The sequence below is a fragment of the Deinococcus metallilatus genome (genome assembly GCF_004758605.1).
Classification (GTDB): domain Bacteria; phylum Deinococcota; class Deinococci; order Deinococcales; family Deinococcaceae; genus Deinococcus; species Deinococcus metallilatus.
In genome coordinates, this window is the sequence record NZ_CP038512.1 from 1,609,730 (window position 1) to 1,627,855 (window position 18,126).

An 18,126-nucleotide genomic window follows, 5' to 3' on the forward strand; every position below is an offset into this window, starting at 1 on the left:
CCCATGGCTCGTGAGGCGGCGTTCTGGGAACAACACGGGTTCGATGTTCGGCTGGAGTGGGGCGAGGCGGGCGTGCGGCACCTCGCCCCGCAGGCCGAAGCGGTGGTGATCGTGGACGTGCTGTCCTTTTCGACCTGCGTGGACGTGGGGGTGTCGCGCGGGGCAGCGGTGTTGCCCTACCGCTGGCGGGAGAGGCGGGCGGCGACGTTTGCCGCTGAACACGGGGCGCTGCTGGCGGGAGAGCGGGCGGCGGGTGGACCTTCGCTCTCGCCCGCCTCGCTGCTGAAACTGCCCCCGGGGACGCGGCTGGTGCTGCCCTCGCCCAACGGGGCCACGCTCTGCGCGTGGGCACAGGAAGGCAGCGGGGCGGCGGTGTTCGCGGCGTGCCTGCGAAATGCGGGGGCGGTGGGCGCCTTTTTGCGCGGACGCTTCCGGCGGGTGCTGGTGGTTCCGGCGGGGGAACGCTGGCCGGACGGGTCGTTGCGGCCCGCGCTGGAGGACGCTCTGGGGGCGGGGGCCGTGGTGGACGCGCTGTGCCGCTCAGCGGGCCTCTCCCCTTCCCCGGAGGCCCAGGGCGCGCGGACCGCCTTCCTGGCGCTGTGGGAGCGGTTGCCGGAGATGCTGAGAACCTGCGCCTCGGGGGCCGAACTGGTGGACCGGGGCTTCGCGGAGGACGTGACGCTGGCGGCGGAGCTGAACGTGAGTGGCGGCGTGCCGGTGTTGCAGGGGGGGGTGTTCGTGAACGCGGCGGACTGAGCGCGGCGTACACTGCCCGGATGCTCGGCCTGATGTGTGTGGATGTGGACGGAACGCTGGTCGGTACCGGGAACGTGGTGCGGGAGGACGTGTGGGCGGCGCTGGCGGACGCGCGGGCGCGCGGCGTGCGGATCGCGCTGTGCAGCGGGCGGCCCGCCTTCGGGAACGCGCTGGCCTACGCGCGGCGGCTGGACCCGGACGGCTGGCACGTCTTTCAGAACGGCGCGTCGGTGGTGAACGTGGGCAGCGGCGCGAGCCTGTCCGAACCGCTGCCGCAGGCGGGCCTGGCGCTGCTGCTGACCCGCGCCCACGAGACGGGGCGGCTGCTGGAGGTCTACACCGACAACGAGTACGGCGTCACGCAGCCGGGCGACCTGGCGCGGCGGCACGCGGAGTTGCTGGGGGTGCCTTACGTCCCGCGCGACCCGGAGACACTGACCGGCACGCGCGTGCGGGCGCAGTGGGTGGTGCCCCACGCCGAGGCCCCGGCGGTGCAGGCCGAACCGCACCCGGGCCTGGACCTGCACCCGGCGGGCAGCCCGGTGATGCCGGACGTGCTGTTCATCAGCGTGACGCGCGCGGGGGTCGGCAAGGGCAGCGCCGTCCGGCAGGTTGCCGCCGAGTACGGCGTGCCGCTGGGGCGGGTGATGATGGTCGGGGACGGGCACAACGACGTGACCGCCATGCGCGAGGTCGGTTATCCGGTCGCGATGGGCAATGCGGACGCCGAAGCCCACGCCGCCGCCCGCTACCACGTCGGGCACGTGGATGAAGGCGGACTGGTGGAAGCGGTGAGGCTGGCCCTGACCCTGTAATACCAACTTGCTCTGATTCCAGAACATACGGACAGGCCACCATAAGGTTTTCCATCGCCGCAAGCCGGTATTTTCTCGCTCCGCTCGGGTTCGTCTCCGACTCACCTGAAGTTCGTATAAGCTCAGGGGCGAGGTCTGGTCCCGGGCCCCCCGTTCACTCGTTCCGCTGGTCATGCGCTGGGGGAAGCGATGCCACAAGAACCGCCGGAAAGACACCTGCGCCTGGTGCTGGACGACGATCTGAACCTGGATGCCGCCTCGCTGGGGGCGTACGCGGGCTGGCAGGCGGCCCTGGCGGAGGCCGCGCGGGCAGGACCGCCGCCGCCGCGCGTGCTGCTGGCCGCGCACGGCGGCCTGGTTTCGCAGACGTCCGGCGAGGCCTTTGCAGGACACGTCCGGGAACTGGACGAGGCGGGCTGGACCGTCACCTTCATCACCCGGACCGGGCTGGAAGAGGCCCTGGACCGGCTGACGAACACGCACCTCTTCAGCGGGCTGGTGCGGGTGGTCGGTCAGCTCCTGGCGCTGTACCGCCGCAGCGATCCCGCCGCCTTCTTTCCGCTGGGGGCCTTCAGCGGGAACGCGAGCGGCCCGGTGACGGCCCCCACGCTGGACGCCCAGGCGCAGGCAAGAGAGCAGCGCCTCCTGGCGGACCTCCAGGGGCTGATCGGGTCGGAGGCAGCGGGGGACTCCGCCGAGGTGCGGGCACTGGTCGAGCACTGGCAGGCCCATCCGGCCGACCTGAGAAGCGCCGTGAAGAGCGCGGCGCAGCAAACCGCGGTCCTGCTGGGGCAGCACACCTGGCAGGCCGTGCAGCCCGCCGTGGCCCCGCTGCTGCAAGGCGCGGACAGGGACCAGGTCAGCCTCAGCGTGCAGGAGTTGCGGGCGGCTCTGGCGACCACGGCAGCAGCAGCGGCCGACCCGAATGCGCTGGAGGCCTACCTCGTCGAGCAGGTCATCCGCACGGTGTTTCCCCCGCCGCGCACGCTGTGGCAGCAGATGAAGGACCGGATGGCGGCCCTCGTGCGGCCCGGGGCGGTGGGGACGGCCCTGCTCGGCTTTCTGGACGGGTTGCCGCCGCTGCGGGTCGCGCTGGTGGGGCACAGCCTGGGCGGCATCCTGCTGGATCATCTGGAGCGGGCGGCCGCCACCCTCACGCCGCTGCGGGACCGGGTGGAAGGCGTGGTGTACCTGGCCCCGGCCAACACGCTGGCCTTCGCGCGGCAGACGCCCCGGCTGCCGCACGCGCGCTACGCCCTGATGGGCCTGACCGACGCCGAGGAACGCACCGAGGTGGGGCAGATTTCCCCGCTGATCGCGGGTCTGTATCCCCGGACGGTGCTGTATTTGATCAGCAACGCGCTGGAAGACCAGCGGGGCACGCCCCTCCTGGGGATGCAACGGTACCTGACGGCGGACAGCTTCCGGGGAAGGTTCCAGACGGTCACCTGGGTGCCCACCCCGCAGATTCAGCACTTCACGCACACCGGCTTTCTCAGCGATCCGGCCATCCGGGCGTGGGTGCGGGGGCAGCTCGGACTGGCCTGAATGCGCCGGATCACGGCAGCGGGTAGAAGAAGACCGCCAGGGCCAGGATCACGTACACGGCCAGCAGCAGCAGGCCCTCCAGCCAGTTCGTCTCGCCGTCGCGCACCACGCTGCCCGCGATCACCACGGCGGCCCCGATAGCGGCAAGTTCCAGCGGCGTCACGACCAGGTTCATCGGCTGCCCGACCAGCAGGCCCGCCAGCACCAGCAGCGGCGCGACCAGCAGGGCGACCTGCACGGTGGAGCCGAGGCTGATGGTCATCGAGAGGTCCATCTTGTTGCGCAGGGCGAACAGCACGGCGGCGGCGTGTTCGGCGGCGTTGCCGATGATCGGGATCAGGATCAGGCCCACGAAGAACTCGGTGAGGCCCAGGGCGGCGGTGGCGGCGTCGAGCGTCCCCACCAGGAACTCGGACATGAACGCGACGGCGATGGTGGCGGCGGCCAGCACGCCGACGGCGTAGGGCACGCTCCAGAGGGGACCTTCGTGCTCGTCGTGGGCGTCCGGGTCGTCGGCGGTGGAGAGGATGTCGCGGTGGCTGACCAGCGTGAAGTAGATGTAGGCGAGGTAGACCAGGATCAGGACGACGGCCGTCGCGTCGCTGAGGTTCACGTCCAGGGCCTCGATCCGTCCGGGCGTGATGCCGCGCGCCGCGAGGTCGAAGATGGTGGGGATCATCAGGGCGATCACGCTGATGGCCAGCAGGCTGGCGACGGTCGTGGCGGACTTCAGGTTGAAGCGTTGCTCCTTGTACTTCAGGCCGCCTAGGAACACGGCCAGGCCCATCACCAGCAGCAGGTTGCCCAGCATCGAGCCGATGATGCTGGCCTTGACCACCTCCAGCTTGCCCGCCTGGAGGGCGAAAAAGGCGATGATCAGCTCGGTGGCGTTCCCGAAGGTGGCGTTCAGCAGCCCGCCCACCGTGCTGCCCGCCCGCACCGCGAGCTGCTCGGTCGCCTGGCCCATGATGCCCGCCAGCGGCAGGATCGCCAGGGCCGCGCTGAGGAAGATCAGCGTGGGGCTGCCGTGCGTGACTTCCAGAAAGACCGCGATGGGCAGGAAGATCAGGAGGACGTTGAGCCACTTCATGGGGGGCAGTGTAGCCGGAAGGTGAGGCGGAGCACCTTCATGGGCAGCGGCGCAGGACACCAAGGCGCCCGCGCGCGTCTGTTAGCCTGCTCCCCGGTATGGCGACGGTCGCGGAATTGCGGGAGAAATTGCGCCGTCCGCTGGCGGCGGAACTCGCGGCGGGCTGCGCGGACCGGGTGGTGGCGGGCGGCGTGGAGCGGCTGCTGGCGTCGCCGCTGGCGAACCCCTTTCCGGGCGTGCGGGAGGCGCTGCGGGGGTACGCGGGGCTGGACGCGGCGGGCCGGGCGGAGGCGCTGCAACAGGCGCTGGCCTTGCTGGACGGGTCGGAGCGGAAGGCAGAGCCTCCCAGGACCACCCGCCAGGCCGTCCCGACCGCCGCCCCCGGCGAGCGGCTGCCCCCCGAGGCCGAGGTCACGCGGCTGGACACCGGACCGGGGGGCGCGCGCAAGCTCCAGTCCCTGGGCCTGCACACCCTGCGCGACGTGCTGCACGCCTACCCGCACCGCCACGAGGACCGCCGCGCCCTCCCCGACCTCTCCGAAGTGGAGGAAGGGCAGAAGGTCACGGTGGAGGGCACGGTGGTCGCCAAGACGCGCCGCAAGCCGAAGCCGAACATGCTGATTCTGGACGTGACGCTGGAAACGCCCTCGGGCGGGCGGGTCAGGGCGTCGTGGTTCAACCAGCCGTGGGTGGAGCGGCAACTGCGGGAAGGCGCGCGGCTGGTGTTGACGGGCCGGGTGAAGAAGTTCGGAAGAAGCGTGCAGCTCGGCGTGGAGCATCTGGAGACGGTGGAGGACGCGCAGGGCAGCCTCAGCACCGGGCGGATCGTCGGGGTGTACGACAGCAAGGACGGCATCTCGCAGGAGTTCTTGCGGCGGGCGGCCTTCCGGGCGCTCCAGGCGGTGCCCCTCGACGATTACCTGCCCGCCCACTGGCGGCGCGAACGCGGCCTGACCGACCTGGCGGACGCGCTGTGGGGGATGCACTTCCCGCGTGACGAGGCGCAACTGGAGCGGGCCATGCACCGGCTGCGCTTCGACGAGTACCTCTTTCTGGAGTTGCGCGTGCTGCTGCAAGGCGAGGACGCCGTGCTGCTGGGGAAACGCTTTCAGGCGACCGGGGACGACATCAGCCGCTTCGAGGCCGCCCTCCCCTTCCAGTTCACGGGGGCGCAGCGGCGGGTGCTGCTGGAGATCACCGACGACATGCGCTCGGAGAGGCAGATGGCGCGGCTGGTGCAGGGCGACGTGGGCAGCGGCAAGACGGCGGTGGCGGCCTGCGCGCTGTACCTGGCCGTGCGGGACGGCTACCAGGGCGCGCTGATGGCCCCGACCGAGATTCTGGCGCGGCAGCACTACGCGAATCTGGTGGGGTACCTGGGCAAGCTCGACGTGCGGGTGGGCCTCCTGATCGGCGCGATGACGCCGAAGGCCAAGCTGGAGATGCAGACGCGCATCGCGGAAGGCGACGTGGACGTGGTCGTGGGCACCCAGGCGCTGATTCAGGAGAACGTGCGCTTCGACAATCTGGGCCTGGCCGTGGTGGACGAGGAACACCGCTTCGGCGTGATGCAGCGGCGCAAATTGCTCTCGGGCCGCCCGGACGTGCTGGTGATGTCGGCCACGCCGATTCCGCGCAGCCTGGCGCTGACCGCATACGGCGACCTGGAACTCAGCGTGATCGACGAGCTGCCGCCGGGGCGCACGCCGGTCGAGACGAAGCTGATTCAGGACACGCACCGCCAGCAGGCCTACGGCTTCGTGATGAAGCAAATCCGGGAGGGACGGCAGGCGTACGTGGTGACGGCGCTGATCGAGGAGAACGAGAATCTGGAGCTGCTGGCCGCCACGCAACTGGCGGACGACCTGCGGGTGATCCTGCCCGAAGCGCGCATCGAGCTGCTGCACGGCAAGATGACGGCGGCCGAAAAGGACTTCGTGATGGACCGCTTCCGCGGGCGGGAGTTCGACGTGCTGGTGAGTACCACCGTGATCGAGGTGGGCGTGGACGTGCCCAACGCCAGCGTGATGGTGATCGAGAACGCGGAACGCTTCGGCCTCTCGCAACTGCATCAGCTCCGGGGGCGGGTAGGGCGCGGCAGCGCGCAGAGCTACTGTGTGCTGATCGCCGGGGAACACAGCAAGAAGACCCGCCAGCGCCTCAAGATCATCGAGGGCAGCACCGACGGCTTCGTGATCGCGGAGGCGGACCTGAAGCTGCGCGGCCCGGGCGAGCTACGCGGAACGCGGCAGAGCGGGATTCCCGACCTGCGGTTGGGCGACCTCGCCAGCGACGTGGAGGTCATCGAGCAGGCGCGCGCGCTCGCCAAGCACATCCTGAGCCATGACCCGAGGTTGGAGCATCCCCGGCTGCAATACCTGCGCCAGGAACTCCAGAGCCGCAGCCAGAGCGTGGCCTTCCGTGAGGTGATCTGAGGCGGGCGGAGCTTTCCGAGGGGGACTGGGCACGGCTGGCACGACTTGATCCTCCCTGGGAGCCTCTGACAGCAGAGCAGGCAGAGCTATTCAAGGAGGAGCTGTGTGGGGAGGTCAGCCAGGGGCACGTTCTACACGGCGTTCAGGTTCAGTTTCTCGCGCGTCGTGTGGGCTACGACGACTTTCTGGCCTCCGCACCTGAACTCGAAGCCCCCTGGGTGCGCGTGCCTCTGACGTGGCTGTACGCGAGATACGGACAGGCAGAGCGTCCGCCCTGGCCTTCCACCCTCCTGTACGCGAGCCACGAGGACTTCTGCGCCGGGCAAGAGCCGGAGCGCGGCGCCTCATGAGGGGAGTCGTGTGTCACCCTCAATTCCGGTGACACTGCCTTTACGCCGGGGTCATAGTCCTGTGACAGGGCCGGGCGTACACTCTGGGCATCAGCGCAATTCAAGATGCGGGCCGGGTGAAGTCCGCGCGCCGGGAGGCCGATTCCGCCGGGGGTCGGCCTTGCCTTTTGGGCCGGGACCGTCCCTATGCTGGCGGAATGACACAGAGCATGAGGGGCAAGACGGTGCTGGTGACCGGGGCGACGAACGGCATCGGGTGGGTGACGGCGCGGGGACTGGCGCGGGTGGGCGCGCGGGTGGTGATCGTGGGTCGCAATCCCGGGAAGACGGCGCGGGTCGCGGCGGAGATCGGGGCAGCGGACACCCTCATCGCCGATCTGTCCGAACTCGCGCAGGTGCGCCGGGCCGCCGCCGAGTTCCGCGAGCGGGTCGGAAGGCTGGACGTGCTGGTGAACAACGCGGGCGCGTTTTACAGCAGGCGGCAGGAAACGCGCGAGGGGATCGAGCTGACTTGGGCGCTCAACCACCTCGCGCCCTTCCTGCTAACGGGAGAACTGCTGCCGCTGCTGCGGCAATCGGAAGACGCGCGGGTGGTGACGGTGGCCTCGGCGGCACACCGCTTCGGGCGGATTCGCTTTGACGACCCCGAGTTCCGGCACGGCTACGGGGGGTGGGCGGCCTACAACCAGAGCAAGCTGGCGAACATCCTGTTCACACGTGAACTCGCGCGGCGTGAACCGGGCGTGAAAAGCAACAGCGTCCACCCCGGCCTCGTCCGCTCCGGCTTCGGGCACAACAACGGCGGAGCCGTCAGCCTGCTGTGGCGGCTGTTTGAACGCTTCGGGACCACGCCCGAGGCGGGTGCGAAGACGAGCATCCTCCTGGCCAGCGATCCGGCCCTGAAGGTCAGCGGGCATTACTTCAACACGGGACGCGAGATCAGGCCCGCCCCGCACGCGCTGGACGACGGAGCGGCGCAGAGGCTCTGGACGCTGAGCGAGGCGTATGTGGGGGACACCGGCGCGCCGTGGGGGGTCCGTGGGGAGTGATCCGTGGACTCTCCCCACTCACTCCCCACCTACCAGACCGCGATATGCCCGTCGGTCCGGCTCTCGGTGCCGCCCTCGAGCACTCCCGTCTCAGGGTTGCGCCAGATAATCTGTCCCCGGCCGAAGGAACCGGGCTCCAGTTGTACCCGGACGTCGTGTCCACGTGCCGCCAGTGCCCGCGCCAGGTCAGCCCCCAGGGCGTATTCGACCTCCACCGCCTTGCCCTGGAGCCACTGCCAACGGGGAGCATCGAGGGCCTGTTGCGGATTCATGCCGTAGCGAACGGTGTTCAGCACCACTTGCACGTGGCCCTGCGGCTGCATGAACCCGCCCATCACACCGAAGGGACCGACGGGGGTGCCATCCGCACGGGATAGGAAGCCGGGGATGATGGTGTGGTAGGGCCGCTTGCCGGGCGCCAGGGCATTGGGATGCGCCGGGTCGAGGTGGAAGTTGTGCCCCCGGTTGTGCAGGGCGATGCCGGTGCCGGGGACGACCACCCCGCTCCCAAACCCCATGTAGTTGCTCTGGATCAGGCTCACCATCTGGCCCTGATCGTCGGCGGTGCAGAGGTACACCGTGCCGCCGGTGCTGGGCGCGCGGGTGGCGGGGTCGTGGGCCGTCTCGCCCAGGAGGGCACGGTGCGCGGCGGCGTTCTCAGCGGAGAGAAGGCGGTCCACGTCGACGGGGACGTGGCGCGGATCACCGACATACCTATGCGCGTCAGTAAAGCCGCGCTTCATCGCCTCGATCTGGAGGTGCAGCCCCTGGGGATCGTCGCGGCGGTCGGGCAGGTCCAGATCGTTCAGGACGTTCAGGGCGATCAGTGCGGCGATGCCCTGGCCGTTGGGCGGAATCTCCCAGACGTCGTGCCCCTGGAAGGCCGTGCGGATCGGCTCCACCCACTCCGACTGGTGGGCCGCCAGGTCCTCCCCACGCAGCAGGCCCCCCGTTGCACGGGCGTGCGCGTCGATGTGCTCCGCGAGGTCACCCTCATAGAAGGCCCTGCCCCCCGTCTGCGCGATCCGCTCCAGCGTGCGGGCGTGGCCCTCACTCCGCCACACGGCACCCGGCGCGGGCGTGAAGCCGTCCGGCGCGAAGACGCGGAACCACTCCTCCATGATGGGGAGGTTCAGGCCCCGGTAGACGCGGATGGCCCGCGCCCAGCCCGCCGCCAGGACCGGCGAGAGCGGGTAGCCGTCGCGGGCGTAGCGGATCGCGGGCGCCAGCACGGCCCCGAAGGGCAGGCGGCCGAAGCGGGCGTGCAGGTCGGCCCAGCCCAGCACCGCACCGGGAACGGTGACGGGCAGCCAGCCGTGCCTGGGCATGTCGCCGCCGTCCAGGATGTCCAGGGTCAGGGCGGCGGGGGCGGCGCCGCTGGCGTTCAGGCCGTGCAGTTCGCCGCCCGCCCACACCAGCGCGAAGAGGTCGCCGCCGATGCCGTTGCTGGTCGGTTCCACCACCGTCAGCGCGGTGGCGGTGGCGATGGCCGCATCGACCGCGTTGCCTCCGGCCTGGAGGACGCTCAGGCCCGCCTGGGCGGCGAGCGGCTGGCTGGTGGCGACCATGCCCCGGCGCGCGTACACCGGACGCCGGACGGTGGGGGTATCAGGTTGGAAGGTCACGGGAGACAGGCTATTACGCCGGGTCAGCGGCCTGCCAGGAACAGGCGGCCGACCGCGTTGATAAAGGCGTCGCGGCGTTCCAGCTCCTCCGGCATGTACCGCTCGCGCAGCAGGCGGGCCTTGAAGTCGGCCACGCTCTCCCCGGCCGGGACCGGCCAGGTTTCCAGCGGCATGCAGGCGAGCCGCTGATCCTCGCCCCAGCGCCACTCGGGATTCACCGGCAGACCGGCCTGGGCGGCGGCGAGGGGCCAGGTGGCGTCCACCACCATGTCGCCTTCCGGCGCATGCACGGTCAGGTAGTTGTGGATGTCCACCACGGGCTGCCCGCCGGTCAGGGCCAGGAGTTCCGGCGGGGCACCGGGGGGCGGCGTGATTTCCTGGGTGCAGGCGATCAGGGTGCTGCTCACCCCGCGTTCGGCGAGCAGGGCGGCCAGCAGCTCGTGCTTGGTGCTGCACGTGCCGCGCCACTCCCGCACGATTCCGGCGGGGTCATGCGTGCTGGCACGGGCATAGGGCATGTCGCGGACCAGGGCGAAGACTTCAGGAGGGTCGGGGAGGGGGGCTGCCGGGTCGCGCAGGCCGCGGGCGGCGGCCTCTTCGTGCAGCAGCCGCGTGAGGGACAGGGAGGTCATGGTCCAGGGTAACAGGCTCCTCCAGCCAAAAAGCGTGCCCCGAACCCCACCCGGGGCCGGGGCACGGGCCGCTGCTGGCCTTACCGGGCCAGGGCCGCTTCCAGATCGGCGGGCGTGATGGGACGGGCCTGGGCGCCGACGCGGGTGGCGGCGAGCGCACCGGCGGCATTGGCGATGCGGGCGGCCTGGGGGAGCGGCTGGCCGGTCAGGACCGCGTGGGCGAAGGCGGCGGTGAAGGTGTCGCCCGCGCCGGTGGAGTCCACGACCCGGCCCTCGGGCTTGATGGGGTCCACCAGTTCGGTTTCGGTGGGGGTCCAGACGATGCTGCCCATGCGGCCCACCTTGACGACCACGCGGCGCGCCCCCGCGTCGCCCAGTTGCGCCAGCGCCGCGCTGATGCTGGTGGTGTCGGTCAGGGCGAGCAGTTCGTGCTGGTTGAGGGTCAGGTAGTCCGCGCCGATCACGTTCTCGATCAGGTCGGTGCCGACCTTGTTCACCGCGCCGGTGCCGAGGTCGATAAAGACGGGGACGGGCTTTTTCGCCTTCTGGGCCGTCTCGATGGCCTTGAGGGTGTAGTCGCGCTGGGGCCCTTCGGTGAGGCTGTAGGCGCTCACGATGACCGCGTCCGCGCCCTCGATGTCCTTTTTCTTCAGCTTGGCGGGGTCGAGCTGACGGTTGGCGGCCCCGTCGCTGATCATCGCGCGCTGGCCGTCGGGCGTCTGCATCACGGTGATGGTGCTGGTGAGGTGCTCGGGATCGACCTGGATGGCCGCCAGCGAGACGCCGCTCTCGCGGACGCTCGCCAGGGCGTACTCCGCGAAGGGATCGTTGCCGACGCGGGCGGCGAGGGTCACGGTATGGCCCAGCCGCGCCAGGGTCACACTGATGGTGCCCCCGGCCCCGCCGGGTTTCATGGTGGCGCGGCCAGGCACAACTTCCTCGCCGGGGGCGGGAAGGCGGTCGAGGTGGTAGAGGTGATCGACGGTGACGTCACCGATAACGAAAAACTTCACGTGGGAACCTCCGGGCCAGAGTGGGGCGGCCCTCCAATGCACCTTGTTCGGGCGAACCTGGGCGTTGGGGAACAAAATTGGCGTTTGAAACGCGGTTCCTAACGTATCACGCCCGGCCTGCCAATACCCAGCCGCTGCGCGAGGGTCCGCAGGTCTTCCAGCGGCACGTCCTCGGCGCGCACGTCGGGGCGCAATCCGGTGGCCTCCAGCGCGGCCCCCACCGCCTCCCCCTCGAACCCGGCCAGGCGCAGATTGTTGCGCAGCGTCTTGCGGCGGTGGTGCAGGGCCGCCTCCACGAACTTCAGGAAGGCGGGGTCGGGCAGGGGGCGGGAACGGTCGAAGTCCAGCCGCACGACGCTGCTGGTCACGTCCGGGGCGGGCAGGAAGGCGCCCTTCGGCACGTCGCGCACGTGGCGGACGGTGCCGTGCAGGGCGGCCAGGGCGCTCAGGAAACCGTAGTTGTCCTGGCCGGGCCGGGCAGCGAGGCGCTGCGCCACTTCCTTCTGGACCAGCACGGTCGCGGAGAGGACGCCCGGGGCCTGCATGAAGCGCGAGAGCAGCACGCCGGTGATGTAGTAGGGCAGGTTGGCGATCACCCGCGTGCCCGCCGGGAGCGAGGCGTAGTCGAAGTCCAGGGCGTCGCCCCAGACCACGTTCACGTCCAGCCCCGCCAGGGTTTCGGCCAGGACGGGCTTGAGGCGCTCGTCCTTTTCCAGCGCCGTCACCCGCGCGCCGCGCGAGGCCAGCTCGCGGGTCAGGACGCCCAGGCCGGGGCCGACCTCCAGCACCGGGACACCGCTTGCCGCGCCGCCCGCCTCCGCAATTGAGCGCAGGATGTTGCCGTCGATCAAAAAGTTCTGCCCGAGGCTCTTGGTGGGTTTCAACCCGTGGCGGGCGAGCAGGTCGCGCACGCGCACGGGCGAGTACAGCGGGAGGGGCGCGGTGGGGGCGGGTTCGGGCTGGGTCAAGGGAGTCCTCGCGGGGCGGCCAGCCAATTGGACTATCCGATTGGAAAAGCGGGACGGATGGCGCCGGAGCGCGTCAGTATACTCCCGGCATGACCGACTCCGGCCGCCCCCTCAGCTCCCCGCTCGACGCCCCGCCCGACTGGGGCACCTTCGCCCGCGGCGGCGAGTGGCGGCGGGCCCTGGCGGCGGCGCGGGTCGCGGCGGCCCCCGCCGAGGTGACGACGGCGCTGGAGGGCGTGGTGGGCGTGCAGGAGGCCGTGCGTGCCCGGCGCTTCCCGCAGGCGCGGCGGGCCTGGACCGGGCTGCGGGAGGCGCTGGACGCGGCCCAGGGCGCGGGCCTGACGGGCGAGGTCGCGCTGCTGCGGTCGCTGGTGAGGCCGGACGCGCTGGGCGAGGCGCTGGCCGTGCTGGAGGGGCTGGGGCGCGGCACGGGCGGCGAGATCGAGACGGACGCGCTGCGGGAGCGGCTGGCCCCGGCCTTCGGGCACCCGCTGACGCAGGCGGAGGCCTTGAACACGGTCGGCGTGCTGCACGCGCTGCGCGAGGAACCGGACGCGGCCCGCGCGGCTTTCGAGCAGGCGCTGGCGGTGGACCCCGGCCATTACCGCGCGGTCACGAACATCGGCAATCTGGAGCTGGAGGCGGGGCACCCGGCCCAGGCGGAAGCCCGTTACCGCGAGGTGCTCCGCCTGAACCCCGACTACGACGGCGCGCACCACAACCTGGGGGTGGCGCTGCGGCGGCAGGGCAAGCTGCACGAGTCGGTCGGCGCGATCCGCCGCGCCCAGCGCCTGGGCCTGAAGCGTTCGCAGGAAGACTCCCGCGAGGACCTGCGCCAGCAGTTCGGTGACAGCGCGAGGTGGCGGACCCTGCGCTGGGTGCTGCTGGCAGCGGCGGTGCTGGTGCTGTATCTGATCGTGCGCGGCCTGGGGCACTGAGATGCCCGAGCAGGTGTTCTCCCCGGCCGGGGTCAGGGCGGTGGACGCGCGGTTGGCGGCAGCGAACCTGCTGGACCTGGCGATGGAGGAAGCCGGGCGGGCGGTGGCGGAAGCGGTCCATCTGCGCTTTCCGGGGAGCCGGGTGCTGGTGCTCGCCGGGGGAGGCGCGAACGGTGGGGACGCATACGTGGCCGCGCGGCATCTCGCGGCGCTGGGGCATCCGGTTGGCGTGCTGGCCGCGCCCGCGAGCCATCCGCTGACGCGCCTGAACCGGCGGCGGCTGGCCGCGTTCGGGATCAGGCCGGGAACGCTCACACCGCAGGCCGTGACCCGCCGCGCCCGCGAGGCGGACGTGCTGGTGGACGGCCTGCTGGGAACCGGCTTCACCCCGCCGCTGCGTCCGGCATTGAGCGCGGTGGTGGAGGCGGTGAACGCGGCCCGGGCCGGGGGCGCGAGGGTGGCCGCCATCGACCTGCCCAGCGGCCTCGACGCGGCGCGGGCGGACATACCGGGCGAGTCGGTCCACGCGGACCTCACCGTCACGCTGACGGGGTGGAAGACGGCGCTGCTGTTCGGCCCCGCCGCACACCGGGCGGGCGAGGTGGGGCTCGCGCCGCTGCGGGTGCCCGGGGAATGGATGGAGGAACAGGCGCTCGCCACCCGGCCCACCGACGCGGAGGTCGGGCGGCTGCTGCCCGTGCGCTTTCCCGACGCCCACAAGGGCACGGCCGGGCGCGTGTGGGTGGTCGGCGGGCATCCCGGCACGGTGGGCGCGGCGGCGCTGGCGGGGCTGGGGGCGCTGCGGGCCGGGGCAGGCCTCGTCACGATTCACTCGGAAGCGGAGGTGCCGCTGGTCACGCCCGAATTGATGATCCGGCAGCACGCGGACTTGGCCGGGGCGCTGGAGGAAGCGCGCGCCGGGGGGTTGCCGGACGCCCTCTGCCTGGGGATGGGCCTGGGGCCGCAGGCTGCCATGCTGGCGAGACAGGTGCTGGCCTGGAAGGTCAAGACGGTGCTGGACGCCGACGCGCTGCAACCCGAACTGGCGGGGGCCGGGCACGCAGAGTGCGTCTGGACCCCCCATCCCGGGGAGGCGGCGCGGCTGCTGGGCGTGCGGACGGAGGAGGTGACCCGTGATCCCCTCACCGCCGCCCGCACCCTGCAAGAACGCTTCGGCGGCGCGGTGGTGCTGAAGGGCGGCCCCAGCGTGATCGCGCACGCGGGCGGCCTGAGTGTCAGCCGTGGCGGGCATCCCGGGATGGCGAGCGCGGGCATGGGCGATACGCTCTCCGGCGTGATCGCGGCGCTGCTGGGGCAGGGCCTCACGGCCGAGGACGCGGCGGTGGCGGGGGTTCGGCTGCACGCCCAGGCGGGGGAACGGGCCGGGGAGCGGCACGGCTATGGCCTGATCGCCACCGATGTGAGCGAGGAACTGGGCGGCGCGTGGCTGGACCTGCGCGCTGCGGCCTCGCGGGGAATGGTAATCTGACGCTCACACATGCAGGGACTCCTCTCCGACCTGCCCCTGATGGGGATTCTGGAACTGGTCAACGCCACCCGGCAAACCGGCGTCCTCGACGTGAAGGCCGAGGTGCCGTACACCGTCGCCTTCGTGGGCGGCGAGATCGTGGGCGGCGGCATTCTCGACTGGTTGGGCGTGGACGCGATCCACGCCAGCCCGATGCTGCCGGACAGCGGCAGTTTCGAGTTCAAACCCAGCGCCGTGACCGGCTCGCCTCTCAGTCCTTACGGCCACTTCACGACCGACTGGGCGCGGGCGAGTGACGAATGGGAACAGGTCTGCGCCGTGATCGGCAGCCCCAGCCGGGTGTTCCGGGGCGACGTGCCGCTCTTTGACGGGGCGGAGGGCCGCAGCGCGCGCGGCGCCGCCCGGCAGACCGAACTGCCGCTGTTCGAGGTCGCGCAGCGGCTCGCGGACGCCGTGCGGCAGGGCCGGGCGGAACCGACCGGAAGGTACGCCTGGCACAGCCTGCGGCTCCGCTCGGGCACCACGCGCACCTCGCCCTCCCCGGTGGCCGCCGCGCTCGACGGGGAGCGGAACGTGGGCGAGGTGATCGCCGGGGGGCTGGCCGAGGCGGACGTGCGCGGCCACCTCCTCGCGGAGATTCGCGCCGGGCTGCGCTTTCCCGGCAGCGGGTGGGTGCTGCGCGACCTGATCTGGGAACAGAAGCACCTGGGGTAAAAAGCAGGAAGGGCGGGCGTGGCTGGATAACCACGCCTGCCCTTGTGCTTTGCCGCTTACATCTCCACGTGGGCGGGAGCCATCCGCTGCCCCTGCTGCCGGGTGGGCATGGTGAGGTCCGGCATCATCAGGGTGGCGAGAAAGGCCAGCAGCGCGACCAGGATGGAATACCGGTAGATGCTGGCGATGGTGTCCGCGAAGGCCACCTTCTGCGCGCGGGCACTGGCGAGGGCGATCCGTTCGCCATCGTTCACGCCCGTGAGCGCGGCGTCCAGCGCCTGCTGCTGGGCCTGCTGGGCAGCGGCGGGGGCGGCGGCGTCCAGGCCCTGCTTGATCCCTGCGAGGATCTGCTGACGGGCGGGGGCGCTGGCGAGGGCCTGCGGGGGAATCTGGGCGAGGCGCTGGCGCAGGGGCGCGGGCAGTTGCGGGTTCGCCGCGACGGCGGCGACCTGCGCGGGGTGGCCGCTGTTCACGGCCTGGGCGACCGAGCCGTACGCCTGGTCGAATCCGGCCCTCACCCCGGCGGCAACTCCCCCGGCGGGCAGGGCGGTCAGGCGGCTCTTCGCCTCGGCGGGGAGGTTCGGGTCCTTCTGGATGGCGGCGATGGCGGCCGGGTCGCCCGTCTCGATGGCCCGGGTGACGTTGCGGCGCAGCGCGGCGAAGTCCGAGCGGATCTGCGCGGGGGTCGGCGGGGTGGCGTTGCGGTTCTGGCCGCCGCTGCCCTCGCCGCTGCGGATGCGCTCACCGATGGTCTTGAGGGTGGTGGCGACGGTGCCCTGCTGCGCGGCGGCCTGGGCGGCGAACTGGGTGGCGAGGTTGGTGGTCAGGCCCGCCGTGAGGACCGCGCCGAAGATCGCGGTGCCGATGGTGCTGCCCATCTGCTGGAAGAACTGCCCGGCACTGGTCGCCACGCCGATCTCCCAGGGCTTGACGGCGAGTTGCAGGGCGGTGGTGTACAGCGGCAGCGTGGGGCCGAGGCCCAGACCCAGCAGGACCATCCGCAGGATCACGCCGCTGTAGGGGCTGTCGGCGGTCAGGGTGCTGAGGCTGTAGAAGCCCAGGGCGGCGATGATCAGGCCGCCCAGCATCAGCACCTTATAGCGGCCGATGCGGCTGGCGATCTGGCCGCTGCCGATGGCGCCGACGATCAACCCGGCCGTGAGGGGAATGGTGGCGGTGCCCGCCTTGGTGGCGCTGACGCCCTGCACCTGCACCAGATACAGGCTCAGGAAGAGGATCGCCCCCAGGAAGCCCGCGCCGATCAGGAAGCGCGCGACCGCGCCCCAGGCGAAGGTGGGGTTCCTGAAGAGGGTCAGCGGCAGGATCGGACTCTCGTTGCGGGCCTCCACGAACAGGAAGGCGATCAGGGCGGCGGCGCTCAGGCCGAACAGGCCCAGCAGGGTCGGGCTGGTCCAGGCGTAGGTGTTGTCCGCCCCCCAGGTCAGGGCCAGCAGCAGCGGCACCGCGAACACGATGATCAGGAACGCCCCCAGCCAGTCCACCTTCGCCTGGAGGCCGCTCGCCAGCCGGGGCATCTTGCTGGCGATGAACGCGAGGGCGATCAAGCCCAGCGGGAGGTTCACGTAGAACACCCAGCGCCAGCTGAGGTGGTCGGTCAGAAAGCCGCCCAGCAAAGGCCCGATCACGCTGCTGAGGCCGAACACCGCGCCGAAGAGGCCCTGGTAACGCGGCCGGTCCACCGGCTCGAACAGGTCCGCGACGATGGCGAAGGCCACCGAGCCGAGCGCCGCCGCGCCGATGCCCTGAAGGCCGCGGAACACCACGAGCTGCATCATCCCGCCGCCGAAGAGGTTGCCGAGGAACGCCTCGCCCGACAGCCCGCACAGCGCGGAACCGAGCAGGAAGATGGCGATCCCAATCATCAGCACCGGCTTGCGGCCGTACAGGTCCGAGAGCTTGCCGTAGATCGGCACCAGGGCCGTGTTGGTCAGCAGGTAGGCGGTCGTGACCCAGGCATAGAGGTTCAGGCCGCTCAAGTCGGCGGCGATGCGCGGCATGGCGGTCGCCACGATGGTCTGGTCCAGCGCGCTGAGAAAGAGGCCCAGCAGCACGCCGAACAGGATCACGCGCTTGGTGCCCATGTCGAGCGTCTGCGCGTAGTTGATGCGCTGGGGTGGGGTCGGTGCGGTCATGGAATCTCCTGGGAGGCGTCGGGGACGAGTTCGGCGAGCAGGGCGCGGATGGAGGACGTGGCGGCGCGGATCGTCTCCGGCGGGAGGCTGCTGAAGGCCGTGATGTAGGCGCCGGTGAACAGCTCGTCCATCCGGGCGACCACCTTCAGGCCCTGCTCGCTGGGCACCACCAGCTTCTCGCGGCGGTTCCCGGGGTTCTCGCGGCGCTGGGCCAGGCCGCGGCGGACCAGGCGTTCGACCAGGTGGCTGGTCGCGGGCACGCTCAGGCGGAGGCGTTCGGCCAGCGCCGTCACGGTCAGGGGTGCCTGGGCACGGAGCTGGTGCAGGGCCGTCATCTGGGTGAAGGTCAGGTCGTGGTCCTGCAAGCCGCCCTGCATGTTCAGCAGGACGTAACTGCTGATCAGGCGGTGGAGGCGGCGCATCTCCTGGCCGAACTCCGCCGCGTCCGTCCTCGTTGCCGCGTTCGGGGCGTTCGCCTGGGCTTCAATCTCTGACATGGTTGCAAGCTTGAAAGAGTCTTATCCATAAGACAGTAGGATGAACCCCAGAGC

The 18,126-nt window shown here is 71.2% G+C and carries 15 protein-coding genes; 8 read left to right on the plus strand and 7 right to left on the minus strand.

Translation table 11 applies throughout. The annotated features are described in order from the left end of the window. Positions 1-3: 3 nt before the first annotated feature. The 3 genes from E5F05_RS13770 (at position 4) to E5F05_RS13780 (ending at position 3,119) form a co-directional block, all read left to right on the plus strand. A complete protein-coding gene (locus tag E5F05_RS13770) occupies positions 4-756 on the plus strand; it encodes a 2-phosphosulfolactate phosphatase (RefSeq protein WP_129119206.1) in 753 nt (250 codons plus the stop codon). Between the two features lie 20 nt (positions 757-776). After that, entirely contained in the window at positions 777-1,571 is a 795-nt protein-coding gene (locus E5F05_RS13775) for a Cof-type HAD-IIB family hydrolase (RefSeq protein ID WP_129119207.1), read from the plus strand. Positions 1,572-1,760: 189 nt separating this feature from the next. Continuing rightward, on the plus strand, positions 1,761-3,119 hold the full coding sequence (locus tag E5F05_RS13780; protein WP_129119208.1) for a lipase family protein: 1,359 nt from the start codon (positions 1,761-1,763) through the stop codon (positions 3,117-3,119). A gap of 10 nt (positions 3,120-3,129) precedes the next feature. Here E5F05_RS13780 and cax read toward each other — a convergent pair whose 3' ends face one another. Beyond that, positions 3,130-4,209 (minus strand): calcium/proton exchanger, encoded by a 1,080-nt coding sequence (cax, locus tag E5F05_RS13785; RefSeq protein WP_129119209.1) that lies wholly within the window; start codon positions 4,207-4,209, stop codon positions 3,130-3,132. A gap of 98 nt (positions 4,210-4,307) precedes the next feature. On the opposite strand from cax, the gene recG reads away from it, so the two are divergent. Together recG and E5F05_RS13795 are read left to right on the plus strand one after the other, a co-directional pair. Further along, positions 4,308-6,644 (plus strand): ATP-dependent DNA helicase RecG, encoded by a 2,337-nt coding sequence (recG, locus tag E5F05_RS13790; protein WP_129119210.1) that lies wholly within the window; start codon positions 4,308-4,310, stop codon positions 6,642-6,644. A gap of 547 nt (positions 6,645-7,191) precedes the next feature. Continuing rightward, positions 7,192-8,043, plus strand: a complete 852-nt coding sequence (locus E5F05_RS13795; RefSeq protein WP_129119211.1) for an SDR family oxidoreductase — start codon at positions 7,192-7,194, stop codon at positions 8,041-8,043. A gap of 29 nt (positions 8,044-8,072) precedes the next feature. On the opposite strand, the gene E5F05_RS13800 is transcribed toward E5F05_RS13795, so the two are convergent. The 4 genes from E5F05_RS13800 to rsmA all read right to left on the minus strand — a co-directional run bounded on the left by E5F05_RS13800 (position 8,073) and on the right by rsmA (position 12,281). Beyond that, positions 8,073-9,611, minus strand: coding sequence for a gamma-glutamyltransferase family protein (locus E5F05_RS13800; protein ID WP_129119435.1), 1,539 nt, complete (start codon positions 9,609-9,611; stop codon positions 8,073-8,075). An 80-nt stretch (positions 9,612-9,691) separates the two neighbouring features. Further along, the gene (locus E5F05_RS13805; RefSeq protein ID WP_129119212.1) at positions 9,692-10,300 is read right to left on the minus strand and encodes a hypothetical protein; all 609 of its coding nucleotides are present in this window, start codon (positions 10,298-10,300) and stop codon (positions 9,692-9,694) included. Positions 10,301-10,380: 80 nt separating this feature from the next. Next, complete coding sequence (locus E5F05_RS13810; RefSeq protein ID WP_129119213.1) at positions 10,381-11,313, minus strand: carbohydrate kinase family protein; 933 nt, start codon at positions 11,311-11,313, stop codon at positions 10,381-10,383. A gap of 98 nt (positions 11,314-11,411) precedes the next feature. Next, positions 11,412-12,281 (minus strand): 16S rRNA (adenine(1518)-N(6)/adenine(1519)-N(6))-dimethyltransferase RsmA, encoded by an 870-nt coding sequence (gene rsmA / locus E5F05_RS13815; protein WP_129119214.1) that lies wholly within the window; start codon positions 12,279-12,281, stop codon positions 11,412-11,414. Between the two features lie 89 nt (positions 12,282-12,370). On the opposite strand from rsmA, the gene E5F05_RS13820 reads away from it, so the two are divergent. The 3 genes from E5F05_RS13820 to E5F05_RS13830 are packed head-to-tail and all read left to right on the plus strand — an operon-like array spanning position 12,371 to position 15,422. Then, the gene (locus E5F05_RS13820; RefSeq protein ID WP_129119215.1) at positions 12,371-13,219 is read left to right on the plus strand and encodes a tetratricopeptide repeat protein; all 849 of its coding nucleotides are present in this window, start codon (positions 12,371-12,373) and stop codon (positions 13,217-13,219) included. Position 13,220: 1 nt separating this feature from the next. Then, entirely contained in the window at positions 13,221-14,708 is a 1,488-nt protein-coding gene (locus tag E5F05_RS13825) for an NAD(P)H-hydrate dehydratase (RefSeq protein WP_129119216.1), read from the plus strand. A gap of 9 nt (positions 14,709-14,717) precedes the next feature. Continuing rightward, positions 14,718-15,422 (plus strand): DUF4388 domain-containing protein, encoded by a 705-nt coding sequence (locus tag E5F05_RS13830; protein ID WP_129119217.1) that lies wholly within the window; start codon positions 14,718-14,720, stop codon positions 15,420-15,422. Between the two features lie 56 nt (positions 15,423-15,478). Here the strand turns inward: E5F05_RS13830 and E5F05_RS13835 are convergent, their stop codons facing one another. Both E5F05_RS13835 and E5F05_RS13840 read right to left on the minus strand, forming a co-directional pair. After that, positions 15,479-17,575, minus strand: a complete 2,097-nt coding sequence (locus E5F05_RS13835; protein ID WP_129119218.1) for an MDR family MFS transporter — start codon at positions 17,573-17,575, stop codon at positions 15,479-15,481. After that, the gene (locus E5F05_RS13840) at positions 17,572-18,072 is read right to left on the minus strand and encodes a MarR family winged helix-turn-helix transcriptional regulator (protein WP_129119219.1); all 501 of its coding nucleotides are present in this window, start codon (positions 18,070-18,072) and stop codon (positions 17,572-17,574) included. Before E5F05_RS13840 ends, E5F05_RS13835 begins: the two co-directional genes overlap by 4 nt. Positions 18,073-18,126: the final 54 nt, after the last annotated feature.